A 26,740-nucleotide genomic window follows, 5' to 3' on the forward strand; every position below is an offset into this window, starting at 1 on the left:
CATGCCACGCGCCCCGCCTGCGCGGGGGCAGGCTCTGCGCGGGAATGACGAAAGCGACAGGGCCATGCGTCCGATGGCAGCGCAAGCGCTCGCGATCGGCGCGTGCCGCATGTCACACTTGAGTCCACACACGCCTGCGCGCGTACCGGTCTTCGGAGCCCCGCCTTGAGTTCGCACAGCAGCCTGCGCCAGCGCCTGACCCCGTTTCTGTTTCCGCTGTTCATGCTGCTGACGCTGGCGGTGTACTGGCCGGGTCTGTACGGCGGCTACACCTTCGACGACTACCCCAACATCGTCGACAACAGCGCGTTGCGCCCGACGCACGTGGACTTCAAGAGCCTGCTGGCGGCGGCGCTGTCCTCGCCATCCAGCCAGTTCAAGCGCCCGCTGTCCTCGCTGACCTTCACCGCCAACTGGCTGCTGACCGGCATGGACCCGTTCTGGTTCAAGCTGACCAACGTGCTGATCCACCTCGGCAACGGACTGCTGCTGTTCTGGCTGACGCGGCGCCTGCTGCGCGCGGCCAAGCCCGGCATCGAGCCTCTGCACGAGTTGTGGATCGCGTCGCTGATCGCCGGCGGCTGGCTGCTGCTGCCGATCAACCTCACCGCCGTGCTGTACGTGGTGCAGCGCATGGAGAGCCTGGGCAACCTGTTCGTGCTGGCCGCGCTGCTGGGTTATGTGCGCGGGCGCATGCGCATGCAGCGCGACGGGCGCGGCTTCTGGGGCGCGGCGATTTCGCTGGCGGTGTGGACCGGCATCGGCTTCACCGCCAAGGAAGACGCGGCGATGGCGCCGTTCTACGCGCTGCTGATCGAGTGGCTGCTGTTTCACGGCCGCAGCTACGCCGACCAGCGCCGCGATCACCGCGTGGACTGGCTGTTCGTGGTCGTGCTGCTGTTGCCCGGCGTGATCGGCCTGGCCTGGCTGCTGCCCGGGATCATGGACCCGGTGACCTGGGCCACGCGCGATTTCACCCTCAGCCAGCGCCTGATGACCGAGGCGCGCATCGTCATGGATTACATCGCGTGGATCATCGTGCCGACGCCACACGGACTGAGCTTTTATCACGACGACCTGCACATCTCGACCGGGCTGCTGAGCCCGTGGACCACGCTGCTGGCGATGGCCGCCATCGCCGCGCTGATCGCCTTCGCGCTGGCGGTGCGCAAGCGCCTGCCGCTGCTCGCGCTGGGCATCGCGCTGTTCTTCGCCGGGCAGTTGATGACCGGCACGGTGATCCCGCTGGAGCTGGTGTTCGAGCAGCGCAATTACTTCCCCAGCTTCGCCGTGCTGCTGGCCATCGTGCCGCTGCTGGCCGCGCCGGGCGCGGCGCTGCCGCTGGCGCGCGGCACCCTGCTCGGCGCGCTGTTCGCGCTGTGGATCGGCATGACCGCGCTCACCGCCTGGGCCTGGGGCAATCCGCTGCGCCTGGCGCAACAACTGGTGCTGCGCGCGCCGGATTCACCGCGCGCCCAGTACGAACTGGGCCGCACCTACATCGTGATGTCCAACTACAACCCCGATTCGCCATACACGCCGCTGGCCTACGCGCCGCTGGAGCGTGCGATGAACCTGCCCGATTCGTCGATCCTGCCCGAGCAGGCGCTGATCTTTTTCAACGCGCGCCTGCACCGTCCGATCCAGCAGGAATGGTGGACGCGCATGATCGCGCACCTTACCGATCACACCCCCGGCGTGCAGGAGGAAAGCTCGCTGCAAGCGCTCACAACGTGCGCGCGCCAGGGCCTGTGCGATCTGCCCAAACACGAGATGGTGGCCGCGTTCAACGCCGCGCTCAACCACCACCGTCAGTCCGGGCGCATCCTGCAGGTGTATGGCGACTACACCCTCAACGTGCTGCACGACACCCCTGCGGCGATGGCGTTGTTCCGCCGTTCGGTGGAAGTGTCGCCGGGCGAGCCTATTTACCGCGTCACCCTGGTACGCCTGCTGGCCGTCACCGGCCACCTCGATGCCGCGCGCAACGAGTTCGCCAAGATCCGCCCGGACCAGCGCCTGGTGCTCGGCCCAAGTACCGTGCATCAACTCGAGGCCTGCCTGGCACCCGGACAAACTGGCGTCGGCTGCGCCAATTGATGAATGAGGCGGCAGCGTGGCGCGTAACGGGTTTCAAGCAGTCACCATTGTCTCTCGCCGCGGCTTGAAAATTTGACCATGCGTGGCCCCATCGCCCGCGCCACCCTGCGCACCAGCACCGTGCTGGGTCTGCGGCTGTTCGTGCAGGCTGGCACCCTGCTGCTGGTCGCGCGCATGCTGGGGCCGCACGACTTCGGCGCGTTCGCCGGCGTGGCCGCGCTGGCGGTGATGCTGGGCACGCTGTCCACCTTCGGCACCCATATCGTGCTGCTGGCCGAAGTGTCCCGCGACCCGCAGCGTCGCGCCACCGTGCTGCCGTTCGCGCTGAGCACCACGCTGATCTGCGGCAGTCTGCTGTTCGCCCTGTATCTGCTGCTGGCGACGACGCTGCTGGGCGAAGCCGGCATCGGCTTGAACGTGCTGATCGCGCTGGGCATCGCCGAGCTGATCCTGCAGCCGCTGCTCAACCTGCCCGGCGCCGAGCACCAGGGCCACGGCCGCATCGCCACCTCGCAACTGCTGATCACCCTGCCGCTGGCCTTACGCCTGCTGGCCGCGGGAACGGTGTGGCTGCTACACCCGATCGACCCGCTGCGCGACTACGCCTGGGGCTACCTCGGCGCCTCGGCGCTGGCGCTGTTCATCGCCACGCTCAGCCTGCGCCAGGCCTGGCCCGCGCTGCGCGACTGGCGACTGCCGCGGCTGGCCGAACTGCGTCACGCCGCCGGCTATGCCGTGCTCAACCTCACCGCCACCGGCCCCTCCGAACTGGACAAGACGCTCGCGCTGAAACTGCTGCCGCTGGCCGCCGCTGGTGTCTATGCCGCCAGTGCACGCGTAATCGGCGCGCTGACCCTGCCGGTGCTCGCCCAGATGCTCTCGGCCATGCCGCGCCTGTTTCGCGAAGGCCAGACCGATCGCGCGCGCAGCGGCCGCCTGCTGCGCTGGGTGTTCGCCGCCACGCTCGGCTACAGCCTGCTGCTGGCTGCGGCGCTGTGGGTCGCGGCGCCACTGTTCGACCTGCTGTTCGGTTCGCGCTATCAGGCCATCGGCGAGACGATACGCTGGCTGACCCTGGCGGTGCCCGGCATGGCGTTGCGCATCGTGGCAGGTAGCGCTCTGATGACACTGGGCAAACCGTGGATGCGGGTCGGATTCGAGGCTGTCGGCCTGACTAGCCTGCTTATCGTCTCAGCCTCATTCGTCCCCCGATTGGGTCTCGCCGGCATGCCTCTGGCTTTGGCCTGTGCGGAGTGGGCAATGGCGATTTTGGGATGGAGTTACATCATATATCAACATAAATCAACTGGTGCGGCAAAATAAGGGCGTTGCCATGCAATTCGAAAATTACAAGTTCTACCTCAATTGGAAAACTTGGAGCAAAGAGCAGTTCGGTGTTTTCAGTGCCAAAGAAAGCGCGACATTCGCTCTTGAATTGAGAAAAGCTCAAATCGTGGTTACGAGCGATTCCAGCATACTTGAAGTCGGATTTGGCAATGGCGCATTCGCTGGGTGGGTGCGTCAAAAAACACGCCGCTACGTCGGCACGGAACTCAGTTCAGAGTTAGTCAAACGCGCAATTGAAGCGGGTATCGAGTCTTATCCAGCCACATGTAATCTAGCAGATGTGGCCGCAGGCCGGAAGTTTGATTTGATAGTTATGTTTGATGTATTGGAGCATCTGGACCTAGAGGAGATAACACAAACACTCACTTCTGCGCGCCACTGTCTCTCAAATAATGGAAAGATCATATTCCGTGTGCCTAGTGGCGACAGCCCATTCTCCGGACACCTGATGCACGGCGACATCACGCATAGGACGGCATTGGGGTCATATGCTATTAGGCAGCTAGCAGAAATTACTAATCTTCAAGTTCTGTCTATCCATGACACAGCATTCCCAATCCTTGGCATGGGATTTTCTGTCGCACTTAGAAGAACAGCAGTCTCGATTGCAAGGAAGCTGGCCGAAACGGCTATCAGAGCAACCTATTACGCTAACGAAAATGTCGTGATCTCTTCAACCTTAGTTGCCGTGCTTTGTGTACGCAATTAGGTTGGCATAACTAAAAGGTTCCGACTAACTGCGCCGCCAGCGCAGAATCAACGTCGCTTTGCTTTGGCGGCAGCACTTTGGAGTAAGCCGGCCATAATCTTAGCGGCATCAACCCAGTCGTGACCCAAACTCGATGCTGGGTTCGGCCTAGACAGGGACAGCGCCATCTCCAGGCCAGCCGCAATGCCTTCAGGCGTTGGTTGAACATATGTGGCATCTTCGCCGCCAGCCTCGCGTAGTTCGGGGCTGTCCGTTGCCACCACGCGGCAGCCCATTGCTCGCGCTTCAAAAACAGGCATACCAAAGCCCTCATAAAAAGATGGGAACAACAATGCCTCTGAATGTGAATATAAAGCAGATAATGTGATGTCATCAACACGCCCAATAGGCTTGATCCAGTCGCTTTTACCTGACGATTTGTTGAAGCGTTTATGACTGCCCCAGTTTTCCGCACCGACCATCACCAATTGAAAACCCGCTAGCTGCCCGCGAGCTTTCATCATATCTACAGCACGGACTGCACTGGCGATATTCTTGCATGGGCTTCTTCCGACTGTTATAAGAAATGGCTGCTGTATACCTAGCGCCGCTAGTGCGCTCTTAGCATTTGCTTGATTGGCAATAGTTGGCAAACTAGACGCCGCCGGCCTAGCGACAGCATCCGCGGGTTGTCCTATAATTGTTCGCATGCGTTCCGACGTGCCATCGGATATTGCGACAACATAGTTCGCGCCACGCACACTCGAATCAAACCACATTTGATGCGCGATGCGCGTTATCGGTGGCATGTCTTTTGGGTAAATGACATGGCGGAAATCGAGAACTGTGGTTACATAGGGCAACTTATCAGCTGTGCGCCTCGGAGCTAATGTATTGGTCGCCCAAAATACATCAACCCTCTTCGATCGCATCAGCGAGCCGAGCCGGTAGCGAATCCAGATCATCGTTGGCAATCTGCTCCAAACGGGGTGGGTGTCGCAGATGATCGACCATCGATGAGAAGGTAGCATAACGTTGCAATCACGTTTCGCAAAAAGCACGAAGTCTGCATCGGGTAAAATGCTATCCAACGGCCCCAGAATGCCTTCCGTGTATCGCCCAACCCCTGTAGATCCAGCACGCAGGCGGCTCGCGTCAATGCCAATTTTCATACTTGCACGCGACTCAAATTCGAGCCCGAAAAATGATTTCGCAGAATACGCTCAGATTTGATTGAGTCAAATCTCATGCATACCTTCTTTGGCGCCTCGCCACATCGCTTTAGTATGCGCTAGACGTCCGCGTCCCAAGATAATCTGTACAATAAAAGTCGTGCAAAGCTTAGCCACGGCCCACACCTTCCATACCCGCGGCACATAGCCCCGCCGCATCAGGATCACCGCGTTGCGGTAAAGAAAATAGTGGCGACGCGGGGAGCGCACCGGCCACACCCGCCAGCCGAGCAGCCAGATGCGGCGACTGGTATCGCCCATGCGATGGCGGAACACCGCCTGCGGAATGCCAAACAGTCGATAGCCGCGCGCCTGCACGCGGAAGGCCCATTCGGTGTCCACATGGTCGATGAACAAGTCGTCCTCCAATCCGCCGAGCTCAAGGAACAGATCCACGGGCACCAGCGTACCGCTGCCGTTGAGGTTGGCACACGACACGGGTGCTGTGGCGCCTGACGCGGGGTAGACACGCTTCCAGCGCCAACGGGTGCATTGATGAAAGCCATGCGGCAAGCCGGTCGCGACGTCGAGCAGGGTCGGGCCGACGCAACCGACGCGCTCGCCGCACGCCTGCAGTGCCTCGAAACCGGTCACCAGGGCCTCGACGCTACCGGGTGCCAGCTCGCTGTCCTGGTCGAGCAACAGCACAAAGCGAGTGGCCGGTGCTGCATCACGGACCGCATGCACGCCGCGGTTGACGGCCGCAGCGAGCCCGAGGTTTTCTTCATTGCGCAGCAGCCGAGCGTTGGGTGTCTGCGACACCAGGGTCTGGATGCCCTGCAGGGCTTCGGCTTGCGTAGCGTTATCGACCACCAGCTTCAGGCTCTCGCGCGGCAGCGCGTCGAGCTGGGTCCGCAGCAGGCCGATATCCGGGTTGAAGGTCACCGTGACGGTGGCGACGACAGCCGAGTCGAAGCGATTGTCTTCGCTCATGGGAGCCGGCGTTCGATGCGGCAGATCAGCGTCGGGATGGCACGTCGCGCCAGCGCCAGCGCCAGCGCCCGATCGGGCAGCCAACCGGCCAGTCGTGCGCCCGGCCCGTGCGCGCCCTCGATGGCCAGCGTCGCGCGCAGCGCCTCGACTTCGAGATGGCGCCAGACGAACCCCGCCTCGGCCAGCAGGGATTCGAGTCGCGACACGGTCAGCGGCTCGCAGTCGTACCGCTCGCCTCGCCGCATCAGGCGCAGGTAGGGCGTGCACAGCGGCCGCGGCAGCCAGCTGAGAAACGCCAGCCGGTAGTGCGGCTCGACCAGCATCCAGCGGTTGGGCACGGCCAGATAACCGACGCCGTCGGGCGCCAGCACGCGGCGCAGTTCGCGCAGATGCGCGAGCTGAGCCGGGCGCTCGCCGACATGCTCGATGACGTGGTTGCTGAGCACGACGTCAAAACCCGCATCGGCGAACGGCAGCGCGGTGTCGTGGACGAGGCGAAAATCGTAGCCGTCGCGGATCAGCCGCTGATCGATGACATCGACCGCCGTGACTTCGCACCGCAGTGTCGGGTGGGTGGCGAAGTAATGCGCGATGCCGCCCGAGCCAGTGCCGATTTCGAGCAGACGGATCGGTTGCAGGCGCTCGGCCAGCCCGAGCAACCGCTCGATCTTGAGGCCCTTGTGCCGGCGCGAGGGCATGTCGAGCGCGGCATGGGGTTGGCGGGCGTCGGTCATGGGGTATTCGTGCGCTTGCTGGGCAAACTTTGCAACAGGTGCTTGCCAAACTGCAGCCAGGCGAAGTGCGCAGCGAAGGCGCGTACTGCCGCGGGGTCGAGCGGTTCGTCCAAACTCTGCAGCGTGGCACGCGCGAAGCCTGCGCCATCACCAGCGGCAACCAGGCGGCCACTGATGCCGTCGCCAACCGCATCGACCACGCCGCCGGTGGCATAGGCCACGGTGGGCAGGCCGTGCGCAGCGGCTTCGACCGCGACCATGCCGAAGCCCTCGGGATCGTTGCGCAGCTCACGCACCGGAAAAACATGGAGATCGGCGCCCGCATAGGCATCGGCCAGCTCGGCACCGAAGCGGGTTCCAAGGAAATGCACCTGCGTGCCCACACCCGCGGCGTCGGCGGCAGCCTGAATGCTGGCAGGGCTCTGTGCCTGCGCATACAGCGCATCGGCGGGCGCATCACCCACGACGACCAACTGCACGTCAGGCCTCTGCGCCGCGATGCGTGGCAGCACCTGGCTGACGAATTCGCGCAGTCCCTTGCGCATGGTCAGCCGGCCCACCGAGAGCAGCACCGGAGCGTGCTCGCCCAAGTCGTGCGTGGCGCGAAAGCGCGCACGCGCTGTCGAATCGTGCGCAGGCATGTCGACGCCGGGATGCACAATGTGGATGCGCTCTGGCGCGATGCCGATGGCTTGCGCCTGCGTCGCCGTTGCACGGCTGTTGGCGATGACGCAGTGCATGCGGCGCAGCGCCGGACGCCATAGCGCGCGGTACGCCGGATGCGGCACGGTGAGATCCAGTCCGTGCACATAAGCCGCCGCGCGCGCGCCACTGAACCGCGCCGCCAGCCACGCCAGCGGCGCAGTCAGCCCGCTGCCGGCCAACACCACGGTCGGGCGCGACCACCGCGCCGCGCGCAGTGCGCGCCAGCTCGCCAGCAGCAGGAATCGCCACAGCGGACGCAGCGGCACCTCGATGACCCTGACGCCGACAGGCGCATGCGCCGCCGCGCCCGCCGGTCCGACTACCGTCACCTCGTACTCGCGCGCCAACTCGTCGGCGATATGCCAATTCAACCGTTCCATGCCGCCCCACAGCGGCGGAAAGTTGCGCGTGATCAGCAGCAGGCGCGGTTTGCCGGTGGCAATGTTCATCCGTACCGCCGCTCAGCGCACCACGCCCACGCCCGCCGCCAGAGCCGCCTCGGCCAGTGCTGCATCCTTCGTGGCGATGGGCAACTGCAGGCGCAGGGCCAGTTCCAGATAGGCCACATCATATCGGCATGCGCAGGCTGAGCAGACGGAATTGCTGCAGGCCCTCCAGCGTGCCCATGGCCCCGGTGGCGGTCAGCGCGAAGGGGATGGACAGCGCCAGTGCACGCAAGCCGAAGATGGTTTCGCGCGCCATCTCGCCGCTGAGCGAAAACAATCGATCGACCAGAAACGGAGCGGCCCACCACAGCGCCACCAGCCATAGCACGCCAAAACCGGCGAGCAAACCAATCACGCGCCACACCAGCGCCGCCACCCGTGCCCGCGAACGGCCTTGCCCCAGGCTGCTGGACACGGTTTGCGTGAGCGCGCGGCTGAGGCCGAGATCAAACAGCCCGGAAAACCCGATCAGCCCCAGCGCCAGCGTGAACACGCCCAAGCGCGCCGCGCCCAGGGCGTGCAGCAGGATCGGCAGCGCCACCAGCCCCACGCCCAGCGACACCACCTGCCCGCCGACGTTCCACAAGGCGTTGTGCGCAACCTTGCGGCTCATGGTTCGCAGAGGTTGGCTGCACGCCAAGGCACCCGAGTCACGCCCAACCCCGGCGCCCAGCCTCGTCAATCAGACGCTGGGCCGTTTCGAGCAGCACCGGGACATAGCGATGTCCTGCCTGGAGATTGCTGGCCAGCACATGCAGGTCATCGACGTATTCGTGAATCATCTGGTTGCGCAAGCGGCGTGCTTCGATCCATGCGTCAGCAGATACGATCCAGCCCAGGCGCTCGGCGCGATCAAGGTTGTCGATCACCACCCCGATGGGCTCCTGCAACGCTTGCAAAAGCGTCGGCACGAACTTGTCGCCCACGGTGTCCTGCAGTCGCACAAAGCGTGCCACGAATGCATCCAGTTGCTCTGCCTTCGCATGATCGGAATCCATCGACTGCAAGCGCTCCGGCGTCATCGGCGCGGCGAATAGCCGCTCGTCGGTGGCACGCAGATGCAACGACTCACGTTGCACGATTTTCACCAGGAATCGCAAGCGTTCCAGATTGCCAGGTGCATTCACAGCAGCACTCCGTCACGCAGGGCCACGTCATGAATCGGCAGGCGCATGAGATTGGGCGCGGCCAGTACCACATCGACCTTGCGCCCGTTCATCGCGCGGCTCACGCGCACTGAAAACCTTGCACTGGCGAGACCGGGCTCGGTCACCGGCGCGTCAAGCTCGACCAGCAAGTCCACGTCGCCGCCGCGCGCGGCATCATCCACGCGCGAACCGAACAGCCGCACCCGCGCGCCGGCGCCGAATTGCTCGGCGGCCAGTTGCTTGATCGCGGCGATGTGTTGCGGGTTCAGGCGCATCGGAATCCGATCGGTGAGGCGGGCGGCGCGCAAGTCAACTTCGGCAGGGCGCTGCTGCAAGCGTAACGGGTCACCCGGCGCAGAACCACCGACTCGCTCCGCGGCCAGAATGAAAGATTGCCTTGCCTGCTCTCATGCATCTTCCGGCGCGATCAGCCGCCCGGTGTCGAGGTGGGTGTGCAGGTAGTTGATCAGGCCGAGCACGAAAAACAGTGCGCTGACCGGCAAGAACAGTTTTAGCGGCGAATACAGCAGCAGGCGCGATTTGCCGGTGGCGATGCTCATCCGTGCCGCCGCTCAGCGCACCACGCCCACGCCCGCCGCCATGGCCGCCTCGGCCAGTGCCTCATCCTGCGTGGCGATGGGCAACTGCAGGCGCAGGGCCAGTTCCAGATAGGCCGCGTCATAACTGGACAGGTCGTAACGCAGCGCGAGCGAGAGAACGGCCTGGGTGGCAGGTGGCTGCGCATCGACGGCAATCGGCAAGACGGCAATCTGCTCGGCCACCTCGCGCGCCTGGCTGGCGATCATCGCGCCGCGCTTGCAGGCGCTGCGCAGCACGTTGGCGAGTTCCAGCGACCACAGCGCGGGGGCAATGGCGGTGTCGCCCAGCAGGCGTTGGGCAATGGCTTCGGTGTAATCGGTGGACTGATTGGCCAGAAACCAGCCACACACCACCGAATTGTCGATGACGAACGGCATCAGTCCGCACCTTCGCGGGCGATGGTCTTGAGATCACCGTCGAGCGAGATACCCGCGCGCAGGACGCGCAGCCGCTCGAATCCGGCGGCGATGCGCTTGCGTACCTCGTTGCGGCTGGCCTTGCCGGTGGCGGGCTCCGCGATCAGCCGGGCCACGGGTGCGCCACGACGGGTGATCGACACGGTCTCGCCCTGCTCCACGGCCGCGAGTAATTCCGAGAATCGATTCTTGGCTTCGTAGACCGGCACGGTTTTCATGGCACGCTCACTAGACGATATAGCTAGCCATATGTTAGCGGCGGTCGAGGACGCGTTCAATCACGCCACATCCCGCGCCCGGCCCGAAGCGAAAGCCGCCAGCGCGCTCACCCCTCGCGCTTGTACGTCAGGTTGGTGATCTGCTCGGAGATCAACCCGATCAGGAACACGATGACCGCGGCGCTCCACAGCAGCGTGCTCATGTTGGTCAGGCGGCCGGTGTCGATGTAGGTGTGCAGGTAGTTGATCAGGCCGAGCACGAAAAACAGCGCGCTGACCGGCAGGAACAACTTCAGCGGCGAGTACAGCGTGGCGATCTTGAAGATGATCAGCAGAAAGCGCACGCCGTCGCGCAGCGGCTTGATGTGGCTTTTGCCGACGCGTTTGGCGACCGCGATCGGCTCGTAGGCCACGGCGTAGGCGCTGCGAAAAAACGCCATGGTGCTGGTGGTCGGGTACGAGAATCCGTTGGGTAGCAGGTGCAGGAACTCGCGGAACTTGTCAGCGCGCACGGCGCGGAAGCCGCTGGTCAGGTCCAGCACCTTGTGCCCGGTCATCCAACTGGCCATGCGGTTGTAGAAGCCGTTGGCCAGGCCGCGTCCGACCCCGGCCTGACCGGACCAAGCGCGCGCGCCGACGACCATGTCGTAACCCTCGTCCAGCCTGGCCAGCAAGCGCGCGATGTCGGCGGGATCGTGCTGGCCATCGCCATCCATGAACACCAGCAAGTCGCCACGTGCCGCGCGCGCACCGCGCTTGATCGCGGCGCCATTGCCCATCGAATAGGGCGAACTGAGGCAAGTCACGCCGTGCTGCGCGCACAGCGCGCGGGTGTCATCGGTGGAGCCGTCGTCGATGACCAGGATCTCGGCCGCGGGCTGCGCCGCGCGCAGGCGCGGCAACAAGTCGGCGAGCGCCGGCGCCTCGTTCTTGGCGGGCAGGATGATGCTGAGCAAGACGGTCCCCGGTGGCAGGCGCGGCGATGATACGCGATGACCGCGCAAACCGGTGCACGCAAGCGCCGTCGCCAGCCTGCAATCGTCGCCGCGCGTGCGGATGAACGCACTGGATGACCAGCTTCGCCTTGGCAAAGCGCTTCCTTGCCTGGATCCCGGCTCGGCGCTGCGCGCCGTCCGGGATGACGAGTTTTGATGTCATCCCCGCGAAAGCGGGGATCGCCGCACAACAGCGAAGCGGGTCATCCAGTCACACACGCAAGGCTTGCCTGGGTCCCGGCTCGGCGCTGCGCGCCGTCCGGGATGACGAATCAGGGTTTGATCAGAATTTCCAAAGGTGACGCGCATCATGCTTGCGGGGCTTATCGGAAAAAGTCGGGGGTCCGGGATACCCCGGTGGCTTGCGTTTTGCGGTAGATTCGCAGCAATGACGGGGGTTTAGACCGGATTCTTATGGCGACTCAGATGAACGCACCGCCCTTGGCGGGCTTGACCGGACTGGCGCGCCGGTTGGTGGCCGATGGCGCGTTGAGCGAGGTCGATGCACGCAGCGCGGTGCAAGAAGCCGCCAGCGCGCGCACGCCGTTGGCGCGGCATCTGGTGCAAAACGCCTTGGTGGACACACAGCGGGTGATGCACGCGCTGTCCGCCGAGTTCGGCGTGCCGGTGCTGGATCTCGACGCCATCGACCTCGCCCAGGTACCGATCAAGTTGGTCAGCGAGGATCTGCTGCGCAAGCACCGCGTGCTGCCGTTGTTCAAGCGCGGCAACCGCCTCACGCTGGGCACCGGCGATCCGGCCAACTCGCACGCCATGGACGAGATCAAGTTCCACTCGAACATGATCGTCGAGGCGGTGCTGGTCAACGATGCCACGCTGGAAGCCGCCATCGACGCGGCCCTGCAAAGCGCCGCCACCACCATCAGCGGCCTGGAAGGCGATGACGATCTCGATGCACTGTCGCTGGAGAGCGAGGGCGGCACGGCGCAGGATGATGCCGCGGTCAGCGGCACGCCCGGCGACGAAGCGCCGATCGTCAAGTACGTCAACAAGATCCTGCTCGATGCGATTCGTCGCGGCGCCTCGGACATCCACTTCGAGCCTTACGAGAAATTTTATCGCGTGCGCTACCGCATCGACGGCGTGCTGCGCACCGTATCCAACCCGCCCGTGCAGCTCACGCCGCGCATCTCGGCGCGCCTCAAGGTGATGGCGCAGCTCGACATCGCCGAGCGCCGCGTGCCGCAGGACGGACGCATGAAACTGAGCATCGGCAAGGGCCGCTCGATGGACTTCCGCGTCAGCTCGCTGCCGATCCTGGCCGGCGAAAAAATTGTGCTGCGCATCCTCGATGGCGGCGCGGCCAAGATGGGCATCGAAAAGCTGGGCTACGAGGACGACCAGCGGCAACTGTTTCTCGCTGCCATACACAAACCCCATGGCATGGTGCTGGTGACCGGCCCCACCGGCTCGGGCAAGACCGTATCGCTGTATACCGCGCTCAACATCCTCAATACCGAGGGGCGCAACATCTCGGCGGCCGAGGATCCGGTGGAAATCCGCCTGCCGGGCATCAATCAGGTGCAGGTGAACGAAAAGAAGGGCATGACCTTCGCCAAGGCCTTGCGCTCGTTCCTGCGCCAGGATCCCGACGTGATCATGGTCGGCGAGATTCGCGACACCGAAACCGCCGAGATCGGCATCAAGGCGGCGCAGACCGGTCACCTGGTGCTCTCGACCCTGCACACCAACGACGCGCCGCTGACCATCGCGCGCCTGATGAACATGGGCATCGCGCCCTACAACATCACCTCGGCGGTACTGCTGGTGATCGCGCAGCGCCTGGCGCGGCGCCTGCACGATTGCAGGAAGCCGATGGCGCCGCTGCCGTCGGGCGCGCTCAAGGCCGAGGGTTTCAGCGACGCGCAAATCGCCGACATCGAGGCCGGACGTGTCACCCTGTACGACGCCGCGGGCTGTCCACACTGCAATGAAGGCTACAAGGGCCGCACTGGCATTTATCAAGTGATGCCGATGACCGAGGAAATCCAGCGCATCGTGCTGGAAGGCGGCAACGCGCTGCAGATCGCCGCCGCGGCCAAGGCCAGCGGCGTGCGCGATCTGCGCGGCTCGGCCCTGCTGAAAGTCATCAACGGGATCACCAGCCTCGCCGAAATCAACCGCGTGACCAAGGACTGAGGGGAACACCGATGGCCACCGCAGCAACCGCCAAGAAACGCCCGGACATGGGTGCCGCGCGCGCCGAAATCTCGCGCCTGACCACCTACTCATGGGAAGCGCTGGACAAGCGCGGTCACAAGATGCGCGGCGAGATGCCGTCCAAGAACGCCAGCCTGGTCAAGGCCGAGTTGCGCCGTCAGGGCATGAACCCGCAGAAGGTGAAGGAAAAAGCCAAGCCGCTGTTCGGCGCCGCCGGCAGCAGCATCAAGCCGCGCGACATCTCCATCTTCAGCCGCCAGATCGCGACGATGATGAAATCGGGCGTGCCCATGGTGCAGGCCTTCGAGATCATCGCCGGCGGCCAGCGCAACGTGCGCATGAAGAACCTGCTGCTCGACGTGAAAACCGCGCTCGAGGGCGGCAATTCGCTGCACGAGGCGCTGGCGCGACATCCAGTGCAGTTCGACGATCTGTATTGCAATCTGGTCAAGGCCGGCGAGGCGGCCGGCGTGCTCGACACCGTGCTGGATACGGTCGCCACCTACAAGGAACGCATGGAGGCGATGAAGTCCAAGATCAAGAAGGCCATGTTCTACCCGGCCATGGTTTTCTCGGTGGCGATCATCGTCAGCCTGGTGCTGCTGATCTTCGTGGTGCCGGTGTTCTCGAAGGTGTTCAAGGACGCCGGCGCGGCCATGCCGGCGTTCACGCAAATGATCATCAACGCCTCGGATTTCGTGAAAAACGACGGCATCTTCATCCTGCTGGTCCTGGTCGCGATCATTGTCGGACTGGTGATGCTGTACAAGCGTTCGACGGCCTTCGCGCAAGCGCTGGATCGCCTGTCGCTGAAGATCCCGATCATCGGCAACATCCTGCGCGAATCGGCCATCGCGCGCTTCGCGCGCACACTGGGCGTCACCTTCAGGGCCGGCGTGCCGCTGGTCGAGGCGCTGGACGCCGTGGCCGGCGCCACCGGCAGCGTGGTGTACGGCAACGCGGTCAGGAAAATGCGCGAGGACATCTCGGTGGGCCACAAGCTGGAACTGGCCATGCGCCAGACCGACCTGTTCCCCAACATGGTGGTGCAGATGACCGCCATCGGCGAGGAGTCCGGCGCGCTCGACACCATGCTGTACAAGATCGCCGAGTTCTACGAGGAAGAGGTGAACAACGCCGTCGATACCCTGAGCACGCTGCTGGAGCCGCTGATCATGGTGGTCATCGGCATTCTCGTCGGCGGCATGGTGATCGGCTTGTACCTGCCCATCTTCAAGCTGGCCGGCACGTTCTGATTCGCCTTCATCAACAACCTTTCCGGGCCCGCCGCGCGCGGGCCCGCGCTTTTGGAGCGCATGCATGACCTCGCTCGATGCCCTGCCTACCATTGACTGGATTGTCGCTGCTGGCGTGCTCGGACTGCTGGTCGGCAGTTTCCTCAATGTGGTGATCCTGCGCCTGCCCGAACGACTGCTGCACGGCTGGCGCCGCGAGGCCGAGGCGATCCTCGCCGAAGCGCGCGGCGAGGATGCATTGGAGCCAGCGCCCGATACCGCCTCCGCAGATGCACCACCCGGCATCGTGCGTGAGCCCTCGCATTGCCCGCAGTGCAAGCATCACCTCGCCGCGTGGGACAACATCCCGCTGCTGTCCTGGCTGCTGCTGCGCGGGCGTTGCCGTTACTGCAAGGCGCCGATCTCCATCCAGTATCCGTTGGTCGAATTGCTCACCGGCGTGCTCAGCGCCGTGACGCTGTGGCATTTCGGCGCCAATGCGCAGGGCGCGGCCGCGGTGGTGTTCACCTGGGTGCTGATCGCGGCGTCCGGCATCGACCTGCGCACGCAATTGCTGCCCGATCAGCTCACCCTGCCGTTGCTGTGGCTGGGCCTGCTGCTGGCGCTGGCGCCGGTGTTCGTGGCACCTGAGCAGGCGATTCTCGGCGCGGCGCTGGGTTATCTGGCGCTGTGGAGTGTGTACTGGGCGTTCAAGCTGCTCACCGGCAAGGAAGGCATGGGCTACGGCGATTTCAAGCTGCTCGCCGCGCTGGGCGCGTGGATGGGCGCATGGGCGCTGCTGCCCATCGTGCTGATCTCGTCCATCGTTGGCGCGCTGATCGGCTCGCTGTATCTGGCGCTCAGCCGCAAAGGCCACGGCGTGCCGATTCCGTTCGGCCCGTATCTGGCCATCGCCGGCTGGATCTGGCTGCTGGCCGGCACCATGCTCACGCACTGGTATCTGGGCTTTTTCATGCATGGTTGAACGCAGCGCGCTGGCGGCTTCACGTCCCTGGGCCGTGGGCCTGACCGGGGGCGTCGCCGCGGGCAAGAGCACCGTGGCGGCGGCCTTCGCCGCGCTGGACGTGCCGGTGCTGGATGCCGATCACGCCGCGCGCGAGGTACTGGCGCCGGGCAGCGCCGGCCTCGACGCCGTCATCGAGCGCTTCGGCGCGGACGTGCTGCGCGGCGACGGTAGCCTCGACCGCGCCGCGTTGCGCCGCCAGGTGTTCGGCAATACCGAAGCGCGGCGCGCGCTGGAGGCCATCGTGCATCCGCGCGTGCGCATCTGGCTGCGCGAACATCTGCAGGCCGTCGATGCGCCGTACGCGCTGCTGGCGATCCCGCTGCTGCGCGAAACCTGGCCCGCCTACGACTGGCTGGATCGCGTGCTGGTGGTGGATGCGCCCGAGACGCTGCAGCGCGCGCGGCTGCTGCAGCGCGACGGCATCGACGCCGCGCTGGCCGAGGCCATGCTGGCCGCCCAAGCCGATCGCAGCACACGCCTGGCGCTGGCCCACGACGTGCTCGACAACCGCGGCACGCGCGCGGACTTGCAGGCGCGCGTGGCCGCGCTGCACGCCGACTATCTGCACCGCGCCACCGCGCACTGAGCCATGTGTCTGGTATTGCTCGCCATCGATGCGCTACCCGATACGCCGCTGCTGGTGCTGGGCAATCGCGATGAATTCCACGCGCGCCCCAGCGCGCCTGCGGCGCCATGGCGCGAGGATGCGCGCATCCTCGGCGGTCGCGACCTGCAGGCCGGCGGCTCCTGGCTGGCGGCGCGCAGCGATGGTCGCTGGGCGCTGGTGACCAATCATCGCGTGTGGCCGCCGCCGCAGGCACCCCGTTCGCGCGGTTTGCAGGTCGGTGATTTCATGCGCGGCACCGAGACACCCGGCGTCGCCGCGCAGCGCGTGCTGCGCACGGCGCACGATTACGCGCCCTTCCACCTGCTGCTCGGCCAGGGCACGAATATCAAGATGAGGTTCCTCGAGCGAACGGCCGGGTCGTTTTGGCTCGCCATCTCCGCGCAGAGCCTGTCCCCGCGAAGGCGGAGGTTGGCTCGCATCCCCGCGAAAACGGGGGTTGACTCGTCATCCCCGCGAAAGCGGGGATCCAGTGATTTCAGCAAGCGCTGGATTCCCGCCTGCGCGGGAATGACGAAAGACTAGGCCACTCCCCTCGGATCCCCGCCTTCGCCCCACTTCTCGTCATGCCCGCACAGAGCCTGTCCCCGCGAAGGCGGGGGTTGGCTCGCATCCCCGCGGAAACGGGGGTTGACTCGTCATCCCCGCGAAAGCGGGGATCCAGTGATTTCAGCAAGCGCTGGATTCCCGCCCCCGCCTTCGCGGGGGCAGGCTTTGTGCGGGAATGACAGCCTGATCATTCTCGATATCTGACTCGATATCTGATCGCAATTTCGTATGCGCGGGGTATTTGCCGAAGTGCGCAAGCCACGCCGCAATCAGGCCGCAGCCAAGCCTGGCCAGAAACCGCGAATCCCGGCCACGCCCTGCGCTCCGAGCGCGCGCACGCGCTCGTGATCGGCGGGCGTCAGGCCACCGAGGGCGTACACCGGCAACGCCGCCGTGGCGCACAGCGCGGCGAAGCGCGGCCAGCCCAGCGCGGGGGCGCCCGGATGGCTCGGCGTCGGCAACACCGGACCCAGCACGGCGAAGTCGCAATCCAGCACCGCGGCACGCGCCAGATCCTGCGTGTTGTGACACGACGCCCCGCACCATTGCGATTCGGGCAGCGGCCGCGCGCTCAGCGTCGCCAGTTGCCGTGCGTTCAATTGCAGCCCGCACCCGAGCCGCAGCGCGCCGTCGATATCGCCGCCCAGCAACACGTCGCCATGGCGGGCCTGCGCGCGCGTCAGCAACTGCGCCGCGAGCGCGCGCGACTCGACCTGCGACAGTTGCGGCAGGCGCAAGCGCAACAGGCAGCGTGGTCCGGCCAGCGCGCGCTGCGCGGCGTCGGCCAATGCGCGCAGGTCGCTGCTGTCGGGCGTGATCAGCAATCGCGGTGGCAAGCGCAAGGCGCGCACCGCCGGCCAGTCGGCCGCCGGCATGCTGTCGCGCGTCAGCGCCGCCAGCGGCGACCAGCGCAACGCCTGGCCCTCCTGTGCCTGTACCGTGCCTTGCCAGCACTCAACCGTGTACACATCGAGCCGCACCGCCTTGTGCGCGTATTGCCAGGACACGCGGATCAGCGGCGAGCATTCCCGCGCGCTGACGCCCAATTCCTCGCGCAGCTCGCGCACCAGCGCCGACCCGGCGGATTCATCAGCCTCGCGCTTGCCGCCGGGAAACTCCCACAGGCCGGCCAGATCGCCGCCCGGCCTGCGCTGCGCCAGTAGTACCTGACCCTGAGGATTGCGCAGCACGCCAGCGACGACTTCAAGCGCCGCGCTCATGCCCCACGTCGCATGCAATCGACAAAACTGAAAGCCCAGCGATGACGCGCATCCGGCGCGTGCGCGATGCGGTCCACCTCGATCCAGTCCTCGTGCGCAAGCGTGGGAAAGTGCGCATCAGCAGCTTCGATCTCGGTGTCGATCTCGGTCAGATGCAGGACGCGCGCATGCGGCAGCGCCAGCGCGAACACCTCGCCGCCACCGATCACGCACAGATCGCGCTCGTCTGAGCAGGCGGCGGCGAAATCGCGCACGGTTTCCTGCCCGGCGAACGGCGCGTCGTGCGCGCGGCTCAGCACCAGATTGCGCCGCCCCGGCAACGCGCGGCCGATGGACAGCGCGGTGCGATAACCCATCAGCAGCGGGCGGCCCAGGGTCAGCGCCTTGAAGCGTTTGAGGTCATCCGGCAGATGCCAGGGCAATGTGTTACCACGCCCGATCGCGCGTTTGCGGTCGTAGGCCGCGATCACGCTCAGCCCCGGCGCACCCGACACCAGCGCGCTCATACCGCCACCGACGCCCTGATCGCGGGATGCGGCGCGTAATCGTGCAGCACGATGTCCTCGGCGCTGAACGCAAACAAATCGTGCACATCGGGATTCAACGCCAGACGCGGCAGCGGCCTGGGCGTGCGCGTGAGTTGCTCGCGCGCCTGATCGAGATGATTGAGGTACAAGTGCGCGTCGCCCAGCGTGTGCACGAACGTGCCCGGCTGCAGACCGCTGACCTGCGCGATCAAATGCGTCAGCAACGCATAGCTGGCGATGTTGAAGGGCACGCCGAGAAACACATCGCCCGAGCGCTGATAAAGCTGGCACGACAGCTTGCCCTCGGCCACATAAAACTGGAACAACACGTGGCAGGGCGCCAGCGCCATTTGCGGCAGCTCGCCCACGTTCCAGGCACTGACCACGAGCCGACGCGAATCGGGATTGCGGCGAATTTCCTGCACCACGCCGGCGATCTGATCGACCACGCCACCCCCGGCGCAACCCCATGCACGCCACTGCTTGCCGTACACCGGACCCAGCTCGCCGGCGGCATCGGCCCACTCGTTCCAGATGCTCACGCCGTGCTGCTGCAAGTAGGCAATGTTGGTATCGCCGCGCAGGAACCACAGCAACTCGTGCAGCACCGATTTCCAGTGCACACGCTTGGTGGTGACCAGCGGGAACCCGGCGTCCAGATCGAAACGCATCTGCCAGCCGAACAGGCTGAGCGTTCCGGTGCCGGTGCGGTCGTGCTTGCGCGTGCCGCGCGTCAGCACCTGATCGAGCAATTCGAGGTAGGCCTGCATGCGTCGATTATCGCCTATCGACCGGGCTCAGGTCCGCCTTGGCATCATGCTCGCGCAGCGCGCTCAGGCCTCCGTCACCGGCACGCTCACCAAAACCGGAACCGGTGGCGCCGGTTGCCGCCGCGACAGCCACAGCAGGAACAGGCCGGCCACGATCAGCGGCATCGACAGCAATTGGCCCATGGTCATCCAGCCGGTCCCCAGCAGATAGCCAAGCTGTGGATCAGGGTCACGGATGAACTCGACGCTGAAGCGGAATACGCCATACAACAGCGCGAACCAGCCCGAGATCGCATAGCGCTTGCGCGGCTTGCGCGAGTAGATCCACAAAAACACGAACAACACGAAACCTTCGAGAAAGCACTCCATCAACTGCGAGGGCTCGCGCGCGAAACTGTTGAGCGCGCCGGTGCGCCACAGCGCCCGAAACTGGGCGTCACTGAACCCGGCGAACTGCCCCGCCTCGTGCAACTGCGCCGGCGTGTAGTGCGCGCACACCCAGTTCCTGGCGATCTGCTGCGGACTCATCGCCGCGCATTGCGAGGCCTCGCGCAGCGCGCGCGGGAAAATCATGCCCCAGGGCTTGTCGGTCAGATGCCCCCACAACTCGCCGTTGATGAAGTTGCCGATGCGCCCCAGACCGAGGCCGATCGGCACCAGCGGCGCGACGAAATCCACCGCATCGAAGAACGGCACACGATATTTGCGCGACCAGTACAGGCCGCCCGCCAGCACGCCCAGAAGTCCGCCATGGAAGCTCATGCCACCATCCCACAGCGCGAACATCTGCAGCGGATGCGCCATGTACAGCGGCAGGTTGTAAAACACGATGTAGCCGATGCGTCCGCCCAGGATCACACCGAGCATGCCGAAGAACAGCAGGTCGGCGAAGCCATCGCGACTGACCGGCAGCCGGCCCTGCTTGCGCCGATGCTCGCCCAGCAACCAGGCAGCGATGAACCCGCCCAGATACATCAGCCCGTACCAGTGCACCGGGATCGGGCCGATGTGGAAGGCGATGGCGTCGAACGCGTCGAAATAGGGCAGGTGCATGGATACGGGCTGGGTCAGGAAGGGAATCAGGGATTCGGACCACGCGGACGCGCGAAAGTGCCGCAGAGATGCCGGGAGCCGGTAACCGAAGTTGCGCGGCGGGGCGTCCTTGCGCACTCGAGTTCGGAGTACAGCACCCAGTCATCCGCCATTCCCGCGCAAGCGGGAAGTGCTTCACAACAGCGAAGCTGGTAATCCAGTTGCGGGTCGGCTACCCGCTACCGGCTACCAGTCGACGGGCGCTCAAGCCGGCAGCACCCGGCACAGATAACCCTTGAGGTAATCGGTCTCGGGGATGGCCGGGTGGATCGGATGGTCCGGCCCTTGTTGCAGCACTTCCAGCACCTGCACCTGGCGCTCCAGTTCGCGCGCGCCGGCCTGGATCGCGCCCAGCAATTCACCGCGCGCAAGGTGATGCGAGCACGAACAGCTCACCAGAATGCCATCGGGCGCCAGCAACTGCATCGCCGCCACGTTGATGCGGCGGTAGGCCAGCCGGCCTTGCGCGAGGTCTTTCTTGCGCTTGACGAAGGCCGGCGGATCGACCACCACCACATCAAAGCGCTCGCGCGCGGCGCGCAGCGCCTTGAGTACATCGAACGCATCGCCGTGCGCGCCGCGCACGCGCTCGGCCAGGCCATTCGCAACGGCAGCCGCATCGAGCCTTTGCAAGGCCGCCTGCGATGCATCCACGCACAGCACTTCGCGCGCACCACTGGCCGCCGCGCGCAGACCCCAAGCACCGAGATAACTGAATACATCGAGCACGCGCTTGCCAGCCACGTAATGCACGAAGCGATCGCGGTTGGCGTGCTGATCGTAATACCAGCCGGTCTTCTGCCCGCCCAGCACATCGAGCTCGAAGCGCAATCCGCCCTCGCGCACCGCAGCCGGCGCGGCCAAGTCGCCGAAGGCGATGTCGGCAATCATCGGCAGGCCTTCCAGCGCGCGGATGCCGGCGTCGTTCTTCCAGATCATGGCGCGCGGTTTGAGCACTTTTTGCACCGCGGCCTCAACCTCGGGTTTCAGGCGCTCAATGCCTGCGGTGGTGGCCTGCGCCACGACCACGTCATCGAAACGATCCAGCGTCAGCCCCGGCACGCCGTCGCTCTCGCCGTACAGCAGCCGGTAGTAGGGCTCGGCATACAGCCGTTCGCGCAGCGCCAGCGCCACATTGAGGCGGTGCACCAGCAAAGATCGATCGAGCGCATGCGCGGTGCCACGCACCACCAGCCGCGCCGCGATCAATGATGCTGGATTGACATAGCCCACGCCCAGCGCGCGATCCGACGCATCCACGATCACGCAGGGCGCACCCGGTGCGAACGCCGTCAGCGGACTGCGCCGGGTGTCCACTTCGTTGGAAAACACCCACAGGTGCCCGGCGCGCAGGCGCGCATCCTCGCCGCGCTTGAGATAAAGCGGCGGCAAGGTGGTGGTATTGTCACTGGCCGGCTGCGTCGGCAATACGAATCCCCGTAAACGCTCAAGCGTAACAGGCGCGGCACACGACACCACGATCGCCGATCCGCCATGGCGGTCGTTGCAAAGAGCTTGATATTACGCAAACGTAAGAAACGAAGAAGACCGCGTGCGGTCTATGCATGGACGGCCCGAGGGGGCTGCACGGAACGCAAGTCGCCATGAAGACACATCAATCCACCCTGTTTGCCCTGAGTCTGGGCTTGGTCATGAGCCTTGGCGCGATCGCGCCGAGCTTGGCTGCCGACGCGCCGGCCGTGGCGCCGGCACCGCAACTGCCAGTCAATGATTTCGCCCAGTTCCCGTTGCTGCGTGACGTGGTGATGTCGCCGGATGGCAAGTACCTGGCTGGATCGTACGAAGTGGATCAAACCGCTGGCACCAACAGCAAGTTCCAGTTGATCGTATTCGCCTTGCCCAGCCTCAAGGTCACGGCGCGTCTGAACTTTTCGCCCTGGCACATGCCCGGATTGATCACTTGGGTCGGCCCCACGCGGCTGGTCGTGTCCGAGAACAAGGTGACAGGTTCGCTGGCGGCGGAACAACCCACCGGTGACATCATCGCGTTGAACGCCGACGGTTCGCAGCAGCGCATGCTGTACAGCATCACCGCGCGCGGCACGCCGGGTGCTTCGTTCAACATGATGGACATGGTCGATGGCAACCCGCGCGTGGTCGGCCCCACGCACGGGATGAACGAACATGTATTCATTGAACTGCATCCGTTCCCGATGAACGTCAGCCAGCACGACGAGGCCGCGCATCGCACCCTGCTGTATGACGTGGACAGTGTCAGTGGCTATCCGAAGCAGATCGCCGAGATCGACAAGGGTCAGGCCGGTTTCTTCGTGCATGACGATCAGCCGCTGCTGGCCATCGGTCATGACAAACAGCTCAATGAAGTGGTGTATCTGCCCAATGGTCAAGGCGGCTGGAAACTCGCACCTGCTGGCGTGTTCGGCAAGGTATTTCAACCACTCGAAGTAACACCGGGCGGCAAGGGCGTGTATGCCCTGTACAGCGCCGATGGCGGGCCGAACGAATTGATTCGTTGCGCGTTCGATGGCGGCGACAAGCAGGTTCTGGCCAGCAACGATTTCGGCTCGGTCAACCGCATTCTGTGGAGCCCACGCGCGCATCGCGAACCCATCGGCGTGACTTTCACGGCCACGTTCAAGAACGGCGTGCCGGCCGTGGATTACCTGAGCAATGACCGCTGGGCGCAAATCCATCAAGCGCTGATGAAGGCCTTTCCTGGCGAATACATCGGCTTCGGCGGCATGAGCGAGCATGGCAGCACCATCCTGGTGCATGCCTACAGCAATAGTGATCCGGGCGAGTACGCGCTGTTCGACAGCAAGACCATGCACGTGCAGCCGCTGATGCAAGTGATGCCCTGGTTCAAGCCCGGACAATTGGCAGCGCGCGAACCGATCCGCTTCGAGAACAGCGTCGGCATGGAGTTGGACGGCTATCTCAGCTTTCCAGTCGGCGTGCCACACAAGAACCTGCCGCTGGTCTTGCTGCCGCATGGCGGCCCCATCAGCATCCGCGATTCTTGGGCGTACACCAGCGATGCGGAGCAACTGGCCGGATTTCTGGCCAATCGCGGTTATGCCGTACTGCAAGTCAACTATCGCGGTTCCGGTGGACGTGGGCTCGACTTCCAGCATCTCGGCTATCGCCAGTTCGCGACCGGCATCCAGAACGACCTGACCGACGGCGTGAAGTGGGCCATCGCCAAAGGCTACGTCGATCCGAATCGCATCTGCGTGTTCGGCGCCAGTTTCGGCGGTTATTCCTCGCTGATGCAACCCATCGTGGCGCCGAAGCTCTACAAGTGCGCCATCGACTACGCGGGCGTGTCTGATTGGCGCATCGAGATGGACCGCAGCGTGTATTCGCATATCAGCACGGGCAATGAATCCTATATGCAGTTCGTCGGCGATCGCGCGGATGCCAAGGCCATCTCGCCGCTGTTCATGCTCGATCGTTTCAATGTTCCGGTGCTGATCATGCAGGGCGGCGCCGACAACATCGTGCCGCCGCAGAACGCCGAGCGTTTGCGCGACAAGCTGGAAGCCATGCACAAGCCTTACGAGTGGCTGTGGTTCGGCAACGAGTATCACGGCTTCCAGACCGAGCCGCATCTCGTGACCATGTTCAACAAAGTGCAAGCCTTCCTCACGCGTTACCTCGGCCCCGGTGCAGGCACTACCGCGCACTGAGCCGATGCTTTGCGCGGCGGCGATGCACGCCGCCGCGCAGGACGCATGACTTTCGACCCGGGCCGCGCCCGCGGGTGACACCTAGACTGATTTCCTGATGCAGGCGGCGGCGGGGGTCGCTGCCTGTCATGGCGGGCGTCATGCCCAGGGAAATTCGCAAGGGGAGATCGTCATGCTGCACCGTTACCGCCTGCTGCTGGGCGCCATTTTGTTGTGCGCCGGCTTTGCCGCCAGCGCCGCCACGCTGCTGCCGGCCAGGGATTTCGCGCGCCATCCGCCGATCCGCAATCCGGTGATCTCGCCGGACGGCAGGCACCTGGCCGTGTCGTTGACCGTGGACGCAGGCAAGAGCGATGCAGTCCGCCACGAACTGGCGATCATGGAGTTGCCCAGCCTGCGCATCACCGCGCGCCTCGGTTTCGCCCCGCACACGCTGGCCGGACAGATGGTGTGGGTCGGCGACAATCGTCTGCTGGTATCCCGAGGCGCGAGTCCGGCTCGCTGGATGCGCCGGGCTTGATCGGCGAACTGGTGGCCATCGACGCCGACGGCAAGGACCAGCGCGTGATCTACAGTTTTCTGGATCGTGGCAAGTCGATCCGCGCGCAGATGAATATCCTGGCGCTACCACGCGCCTACCCGGACATCGCCGGGCTGCCGCGCGAACTCAACGGGCACGTGTTCCTGGCGTTCTCGATCATGCCCGAGAACGCCAACGGCCAGTCCCATGACGCCGTGCGCACCGAGCTGTACGACGTGGATACCGCCACCGGCAAGCCGACCAAGGTCGCCCGGATCGATCGCGGCGACATGAGTTTTCTGGTGCACAAGGATCGCGCCTTGTATGCCTATGGCGCTGATGACGAATTCAACCCGCTGATCTACGCGCGCGATGCCAAGGGCGGCTGGACCCAGCTCGATTCCACGCAGTTCGGCAAGGAATTCCGCCCGCTGTACGTGGCTCCGGACGGCACCCATCTGTACGCCATGTACAGCGCGCAGGGTGGGCCCGTGCAGTTGGTCCAAACCGATCTCAGCGGCGGCCATCGCGAGCTGCTGGCCGGCAACGACTTCGGCTCGGTCGACGATGTGCTGTCCACGCCACGCAACGCGCGCCAGCCTTTCGCGGTGACGTTTACCGATGTGTTCGATGGCCAGCGCCCGGCTGTCACCTATCTCGACGACAGCCGCTGGACGCGGATGCACCAGCAATTGATGCGCCAGTTCCCGGATTTCTTCATCGACTTCGCCGGCATGAGCCGCGACGGCAGCGTGGTGCTGGTGCATGCCTACAGCGGGCGCGATCCGGGCACCTGGGCGCTGCTGGATACCGCCAGCATGAAGCTGACGCCGCTGTTCCAGACCCTGCCGTGGATCAAGACCATGGACATTGGCGAGCGCAAGCCGATCCGCTTCAAGAATCGCGGCGGTACCGAGCTGGCGGGCTTTCTCACCCTGCCGCTGGGCGGGACGGCGAAGAACCTGCCGCTGGTGCTGATCCCGCACGGCGGCCCGCTAGGCCCCAGCGATGCGTGGACATACGATTCCGACGCCGCGTTCCTGGCCAATCGCGGCTACGCGGTGCTGCAGATCAACTACAGAGGTTCCGGCGGGCGCGGCTTCAACTTCCAGCACTCCGGTTACGGCCAGTTCGCCAGCGGCATCCAGGACGATCTGATCGACGGCGTGAAGTGGGCCATCGCGCAGGGCTACGTGGACCCGAATCGCATCGGCGTGTATGGCGCCAGCTTCGGCGGCTACTCCACGCTGATGCAGCCGATCCTGGCGCCCGATCTGTACAAGGCGGCCATCGATTACGTCGGCGTTTCGGACTGGACCATCGAGTTCGACCGCGCCGACACGCGCCGCACCAAGGGTGGGCGCATCTTCTATGCGCAAGCCATCGGCAACGAGACCGAGGCGCGCGCGCAGTCGCCCATCACCCTGCTGGACAAGTTCAATGTGCCGGTGCTGATCGTGCACGGCGGCTCCGACCCGCGTGTACCGATCCAGAACGCCGAAGTGCTGCGCGACAAGCTGGAAAAAATGGGCAAGCCCTACGAGTGGCTGGTGTATCCGAAGGAAGGCCACGGCTTCTACACCGAGGAACACCGCGAGGCGCTGTACCAGAAAACGGAGGCCTTCCTCGGGCGCTATCTCGGCGGCGGCGGCGCGGCGCCCGCGGCTGCCAGCTCACCCTGACGCTTCGATCTCTTGCACAAATCAAACGCCCGGCCGCGCGCCGGGCGTTTTACTTTTTACCTCACGCCAACTGTGCGAG

General features: G+C 64.9%; 28 protein-coding genes. 12 read left to right on the forward strand and 16 right to left on the reverse strand.

Annotated features, from left to right (window positions below; genetic code table 11):
• The first annotated feature begins 165 nt into the window (after positions 1-165).
• From ACYDAT_RS04840 to ACYDAT_RS04850, 3 genes are all read left to right on the forward strand, one after another.
• Positions 166-2,100 (forward strand): hypothetical protein, encoded by a 1,935-nt coding sequence (locus tag ACYDAT_RS04840; RefSeq protein WP_461448730.1) that lies wholly within the window; start codon positions 166-168, stop codon positions 2,098-2,100.
• 78 nt (positions 2,101-2,178) lie between these two features.
• Positions 2,179-3,423 (forward strand): lipopolysaccharide biosynthesis protein, encoded by a 1,245-nt coding sequence (locus tag ACYDAT_RS04845; RefSeq protein ID WP_461448732.1) that lies wholly within the window; start codon positions 2,179-2,181, stop codon positions 3,421-3,423.
• 10 nt (positions 3,424-3,433) lie between these two features.
• Positions 3,434-4,156 (forward strand): class I SAM-dependent DNA methyltransferase, encoded by a 723-nt coding sequence (locus ACYDAT_RS04850; RefSeq protein WP_461448734.1) that lies wholly within the window; start codon positions 3,434-3,436, stop codon positions 4,154-4,156.
• Between the two features lie 47 nt (positions 4,157-4,203).
• On the opposite strand, the gene ACYDAT_RS04855 is transcribed toward ACYDAT_RS04850, so the two are convergent.
• The 11 genes from ACYDAT_RS04855 to ACYDAT_RS04905 all read right to left on the reverse strand — a co-directional run bounded on the left by ACYDAT_RS04855 (position 4,204) and on the right by ACYDAT_RS04905 (position 11,523).
• On the reverse strand, positions 4,204-5,307 hold the full coding sequence (locus ACYDAT_RS04855) for a glycosyltransferase family 4 protein (RefSeq protein ID WP_461448736.1): 1,104 nt from the start codon (positions 5,305-5,307) through the stop codon (positions 4,204-4,206).
• 66 nt (positions 5,308-5,373) lie between these two features.
• A complete protein-coding gene (locus tag ACYDAT_RS04860; protein WP_461448738.1) occupies positions 5,374-6,300 on the reverse strand; it encodes a glycosyltransferase in 927 nt (308 codons plus the stop codon).
• Positions 6,297-7,034 (reverse strand): class I SAM-dependent methyltransferase, encoded by a 738-nt coding sequence (locus ACYDAT_RS04865; RefSeq protein ID WP_461448740.1) that lies wholly within the window; start codon positions 7,032-7,034, stop codon positions 6,297-6,299. The genes ACYDAT_RS04860 and ACYDAT_RS04865 overlap by 4 nt, the downstream gene beginning before the upstream one ends.
• Positions 7,031-8,188, reverse strand: coding sequence for a glycosyltransferase family 4 protein (locus tag ACYDAT_RS04870; RefSeq protein WP_461448742.1), 1,158 nt, complete (start codon positions 8,186-8,188; stop codon positions 7,031-7,033). The genes ACYDAT_RS04865 and ACYDAT_RS04870 overlap by 4 nt, the downstream gene beginning before the upstream one ends.
• A gap of 118 nt (positions 8,189-8,306) precedes the next feature.
• Entirely contained in the window at positions 8,307-8,798 is a 492-nt protein-coding gene (locus ACYDAT_RS04875; protein WP_461448744.1) for an MATE family efflux transporter, read from the reverse strand.
• Between the two features lie 37 nt (positions 8,799-8,835).
• On the reverse strand, positions 8,836-9,207 hold the full coding sequence (locus ACYDAT_RS04880; RefSeq protein WP_461448746.1) for a hypothetical protein: 372 nt from the start codon (positions 9,205-9,207) through the stop codon (positions 8,836-8,838).
• A gap of 101 nt (positions 9,208-9,308) precedes the next feature.
• Complete coding sequence (locus ACYDAT_RS04885; protein WP_461439444.1) at positions 9,309-9,641, reverse strand: nucleotidyltransferase domain-containing protein; 333 nt, start codon at positions 9,639-9,641, stop codon at positions 9,309-9,311.
• Between the two features lie 99 nt (positions 9,642-9,740).
• Positions 9,741-9,893, reverse strand: a complete 153-nt coding sequence (locus tag ACYDAT_RS04890; protein WP_461439443.1) for a hypothetical protein — start codon at positions 9,891-9,893, stop codon at positions 9,741-9,743.
• Between the two features lie 12 nt (positions 9,894-9,905).
• A complete protein-coding gene (locus ACYDAT_RS04895) occupies positions 9,906-10,310 on the reverse strand; it encodes a type II toxin-antitoxin system VapC family toxin (protein WP_461448748.1) in 405 nt (134 codons plus the stop codon).
• The gene (locus ACYDAT_RS04900; RefSeq protein WP_461439441.1) at positions 10,310-10,567 is read right to left on the reverse strand and encodes a type II toxin-antitoxin system Phd/YefM family antitoxin; all 258 of its coding nucleotides are present in this window, start codon (positions 10,565-10,567) and stop codon (positions 10,310-10,312) included. The genes ACYDAT_RS04895 and ACYDAT_RS04900 overlap by 1 nt, the downstream gene beginning before the upstream one ends.
• Before the next feature lie 107 nt (positions 10,568-10,674).
• On the reverse strand, positions 10,675-11,523 hold the full coding sequence (locus ACYDAT_RS04905; RefSeq protein WP_461439440.1) for a glycosyltransferase family 2 protein: 849 nt from the start codon (positions 11,521-11,523) through the stop codon (positions 10,675-10,677).
• Between the two features lie 113 nt (positions 11,524-11,636).
• Here ACYDAT_RS04905 and ACYDAT_RS04910 point away from each other — a divergent pair, with 113 nt between their 5' ends.
• The 6 genes from ACYDAT_RS04910 (at position 11,637) to ACYDAT_RS04935 (ending at position 17,155) form a co-directional block, all read left to right on the forward strand.
• Positions 11,637-11,864 (forward strand): hypothetical protein, encoded by a 228-nt coding sequence (locus ACYDAT_RS04910; protein WP_461448750.1) that lies wholly within the window; start codon positions 11,637-11,639, stop codon positions 11,862-11,864.
• 124 nt (positions 11,865-11,988) lie between these two features.
• Entirely contained in the window at positions 11,989-13,722 is a 1,734-nt protein-coding gene (gene pilB / locus ACYDAT_RS04915) for a type IV-A pilus assembly ATPase PilB (protein WP_461448752.1), read from the forward strand.
• An 11-nt stretch (positions 13,723-13,733) separates the two neighbouring features.
• Entirely contained in the window at positions 13,734-14,999 is a 1,266-nt protein-coding gene (locus ACYDAT_RS04920) for a type II secretion system F family protein (protein ID WP_461448754.1), read from the forward strand.
• Between the two features lie 64 nt (positions 15,000-15,063).
• A complete protein-coding gene (locus ACYDAT_RS04925) occupies positions 15,064-15,963 on the forward strand; it encodes a prepilin peptidase (RefSeq protein WP_461448756.1) in 900 nt (299 codons plus the stop codon).
• Complete coding sequence (coaE, locus tag ACYDAT_RS04930) at positions 15,956-16,591, forward strand: dephospho-CoA kinase (protein ID WP_461439435.1); 636 nt, start codon at positions 15,956-15,958, stop codon at positions 16,589-16,591. Before ACYDAT_RS04925 ends, coaE begins: the two co-directional genes overlap by 8 nt.
• 3 nt (positions 16,592-16,594) lie before the next feature.
• Positions 16,595-17,155, forward strand: coding sequence for an NRDE family protein (locus tag ACYDAT_RS04935; RefSeq protein ID WP_461448758.1), 561 nt, complete (start codon positions 16,595-16,597; stop codon positions 17,153-17,155).
• Positions 17,156-17,448: 293 nt separating this feature from the next.
• Here the strand turns inward: ACYDAT_RS04935 and ACYDAT_RS04940 are convergent, their stop codons facing one another.
• The 5 genes from ACYDAT_RS04940 to ACYDAT_RS04960 all read right to left on the reverse strand — a co-directional run bounded on the left by ACYDAT_RS04940 (position 17,449) and on the right by ACYDAT_RS04960 (position 22,216).
• Complete coding sequence (locus ACYDAT_RS04940; protein WP_461438929.1) at positions 17,449-18,399, reverse strand: Nudix family hydrolase; 951 nt, start codon at positions 18,397-18,399, stop codon at positions 17,449-17,451.
• The gene (locus ACYDAT_RS04945; protein WP_461441142.1) at positions 18,396-18,905 is read right to left on the reverse strand and encodes a dihydrofolate reductase; all 510 of its coding nucleotides are present in this window, start codon (positions 18,903-18,905) and stop codon (positions 18,396-18,398) included. Before ACYDAT_RS04945 ends, ACYDAT_RS04940 begins: the two co-directional genes overlap by 4 nt.
• Entirely contained in the window at positions 18,902-19,696 is a 795-nt protein-coding gene (locus tag ACYDAT_RS04950) for a thymidylate synthase (protein WP_461438927.1), read from the reverse strand. Before ACYDAT_RS04950 ends, ACYDAT_RS04945 begins: the two co-directional genes overlap by 4 nt.
• A gap of 63 nt (positions 19,697-19,759) precedes the next feature.
• Positions 19,760-20,749 (reverse strand): prolipoprotein diacylglyceryl transferase, encoded by a 990-nt coding sequence (gene lgt, locus ACYDAT_RS04955; protein ID WP_461438926.1) that lies wholly within the window; start codon positions 20,747-20,749, stop codon positions 19,760-19,762.
• Positions 20,750-20,992: 243 nt separating this feature from the next.
• Positions 20,993-22,216 (reverse strand): class I SAM-dependent rRNA methyltransferase, encoded by a 1,224-nt coding sequence (locus ACYDAT_RS04960; protein ID WP_461438925.1) that lies wholly within the window; start codon positions 22,214-22,216, stop codon positions 20,993-20,995.
• A 176-nt stretch (positions 22,217-22,392) separates the two neighbouring features.
• On the opposite strand from ACYDAT_RS04960, the gene ACYDAT_RS04965 reads away from it, so the two are divergent.
• The 3 genes from ACYDAT_RS04965 (at position 22,393) to ACYDAT_RS04975 (ending at position 26,661) form a co-directional block, all read left to right on the forward strand.
• On the forward strand, positions 22,393-24,459 hold the full coding sequence (locus ACYDAT_RS04965) for an alpha/beta hydrolase family protein (protein WP_461448760.1): 2,067 nt from the start codon (positions 22,393-22,395) through the stop codon (positions 24,457-24,459).
• Positions 24,460-24,631: 172 nt separating this feature from the next.
• Positions 24,632-24,979, forward strand: a complete 348-nt coding sequence (locus tag ACYDAT_RS04970; RefSeq protein ID WP_461448762.1) for a hypothetical protein — start codon at positions 24,632-24,634, stop codon at positions 24,977-24,979.
• Positions 24,976-26,661: a S9 family peptidase gene (locus ACYDAT_RS04975; RefSeq protein ID WP_461448764.1), complete on the forward strand. Its 1,686-nt coding sequence runs from the start codon at positions 24,976-24,978 to the stop codon at positions 26,659-26,661. The genes ACYDAT_RS04970 and ACYDAT_RS04975 overlap by 4 nt, the downstream gene beginning before the upstream one ends.
• The last annotated feature ends 79 nt before the right edge of the window (positions 26,662-26,740 follow it).

Source organism: Metallibacterium sp. (genome assembly GCF_054637675.1).

What these genes read in the sequence shown, in the direction of transcription:
- ACYDAT_RS04845 (WP_461448732.1), top strand. Translation starts at nt 2,179, where the DNA reads ATGCGTGGCCCCATCGCCCGCGCCACCCTGCGCACCAGCACCGTGCTG.
- ACYDAT_RS04850 (WP_461448734.1), top strand. Translation starts at nt 3,434, where the DNA reads ATGCAATTCGAAAATTACAAGTTCTACCTCAATTGGAAAACTTGGAGC.
- ACYDAT_RS04855 (WP_461448736.1), bottom strand. Translation starts at nt 5,307, where the DNA reads ATGAAAATTGGCATTGACGCGAGCCGCCTGCGTGCTGGATCTACAGGG.
- ACYDAT_RS04860 (WP_461448738.1), bottom strand. Translation starts at nt 6,300, where the DNA reads ATGAGCGAAGACAATCGCTTCGACTCGGCTGTCGTCGCCACCGTCACG.
- ACYDAT_RS04865 (WP_461448740.1), bottom strand. Translation starts at nt 7,034, where the DNA reads ATGACCGACGCCCGCCAACCCCATGCCGCGCTCGACATGCCCTCGCGC.
- ACYDAT_RS04870 (WP_461448742.1), bottom strand. Translation starts at nt 8,188, where the DNA reads ATGAACATTGCCACCGGCAAACCGCGCCTGCTGCTGATCACGCGCAAC.
- ACYDAT_RS04875 (WP_461448744.1), bottom strand. Translation starts at nt 8,798, where the DNA reads ATGAGCCGCAAGGTTGCGCACAACGCCTTGTGGAACGTCGGCGGGCAG.
- ACYDAT_RS04880 (WP_461448746.1), bottom strand. Translation starts at nt 9,207, where the DNA reads ATGACGCCGGAGCGCTTGCAGTCGATGGATTCCGATCATGCGAAGGCA.
- ACYDAT_RS04890 (WP_461439443.1), bottom strand. Translation starts at nt 9,893, where the DNA reads ATGAGCATCGCCACCGGCAAATCGCGCCTGCTGCTGTATTCGCCGCTA.
- ACYDAT_RS04895 (WP_461448748.1), bottom strand. Translation starts at nt 10,310, where the DNA reads ATGCCGTTCGTCATCGACAATTCGGTGGTGTGTGGCTGGTTTCTGGCC.
- ACYDAT_RS04900 (WP_461439441.1), bottom strand. Translation starts at nt 10,567, where the DNA reads ATGAAAACCGTGCCGGTCTACGAAGCCAAGAATCGATTCTCGGAATTA.
- ACYDAT_RS04910 (WP_461448750.1), top strand. Translation starts at nt 11,637, where the DNA reads ATGACCAGCTTCGCCTTGGCAAAGCGCTTCCTTGCCTGGATCCCGGCT.
- pilB (WP_461448752.1), top strand. Translation starts at nt 11,989, where the DNA reads ATGAACGCACCGCCCTTGGCGGGCTTGACCGGACTGGCGCGCCGGTTG.
- ACYDAT_RS04920 (WP_461448754.1), top strand. Translation starts at nt 13,734, where the DNA reads ATGGCCACCGCAGCAACCGCCAAGAAACGCCCGGACATGGGTGCCGCG.
- ACYDAT_RS04925 (WP_461448756.1), top strand. Translation starts at nt 15,064, where the DNA reads ATGACCTCGCTCGATGCCCTGCCTACCATTGACTGGATTGTCGCTGCT.
- coaE (WP_461439435.1), top strand. Translation starts at nt 15,956, where the DNA reads ATGGTTGAACGCAGCGCGCTGGCGGCTTCACGTCCCTGGGCCGTGGGC.
- ACYDAT_RS04935 (WP_461448758.1), top strand. Translation starts at nt 16,595, where the DNA reads ATGTGTCTGGTATTGCTCGCCATCGATGCGCTACCCGATACGCCGCTG.
- ACYDAT_RS04940 (WP_461438929.1), bottom strand. Translation starts at nt 18,399, where the DNA reads ATGAGCGCGGCGCTTGAAGTCGTCGCTGGCGTGCTGCGCAATCCTCAG.
- ACYDAT_RS04945 (WP_461441142.1), bottom strand. Translation starts at nt 18,905, where the DNA reads ATGAGCGCGCTGGTGTCGGGTGCGCCGGGGCTGAGCGTGATCGCGGCC.
- ACYDAT_RS04950 (WP_461438927.1), bottom strand. Translation starts at nt 19,696, where the DNA reads ATGCAGGCCTACCTCGAATTGCTCGATCAGGTGCTGACGCGCGGCACG.
- lgt (WP_461438926.1), bottom strand. Translation starts at nt 20,749, where the DNA reads ATGCACCTGCCCTATTTCGACGCGTTCGACGCCATCGCCTTCCACATC.
- ACYDAT_RS04965 (WP_461448760.1), top strand. Translation starts at nt 22,393, where the DNA reads ATGAAGACACATCAATCCACCCTGTTTGCCCTGAGTCTGGGCTTGGTC.
- ACYDAT_RS04970 (WP_461448762.1), top strand. Translation starts at nt 24,632, where the DNA reads ATGCTGCACCGTTACCGCCTGCTGCTGGGCGCCATTTTGTTGTGCGCC.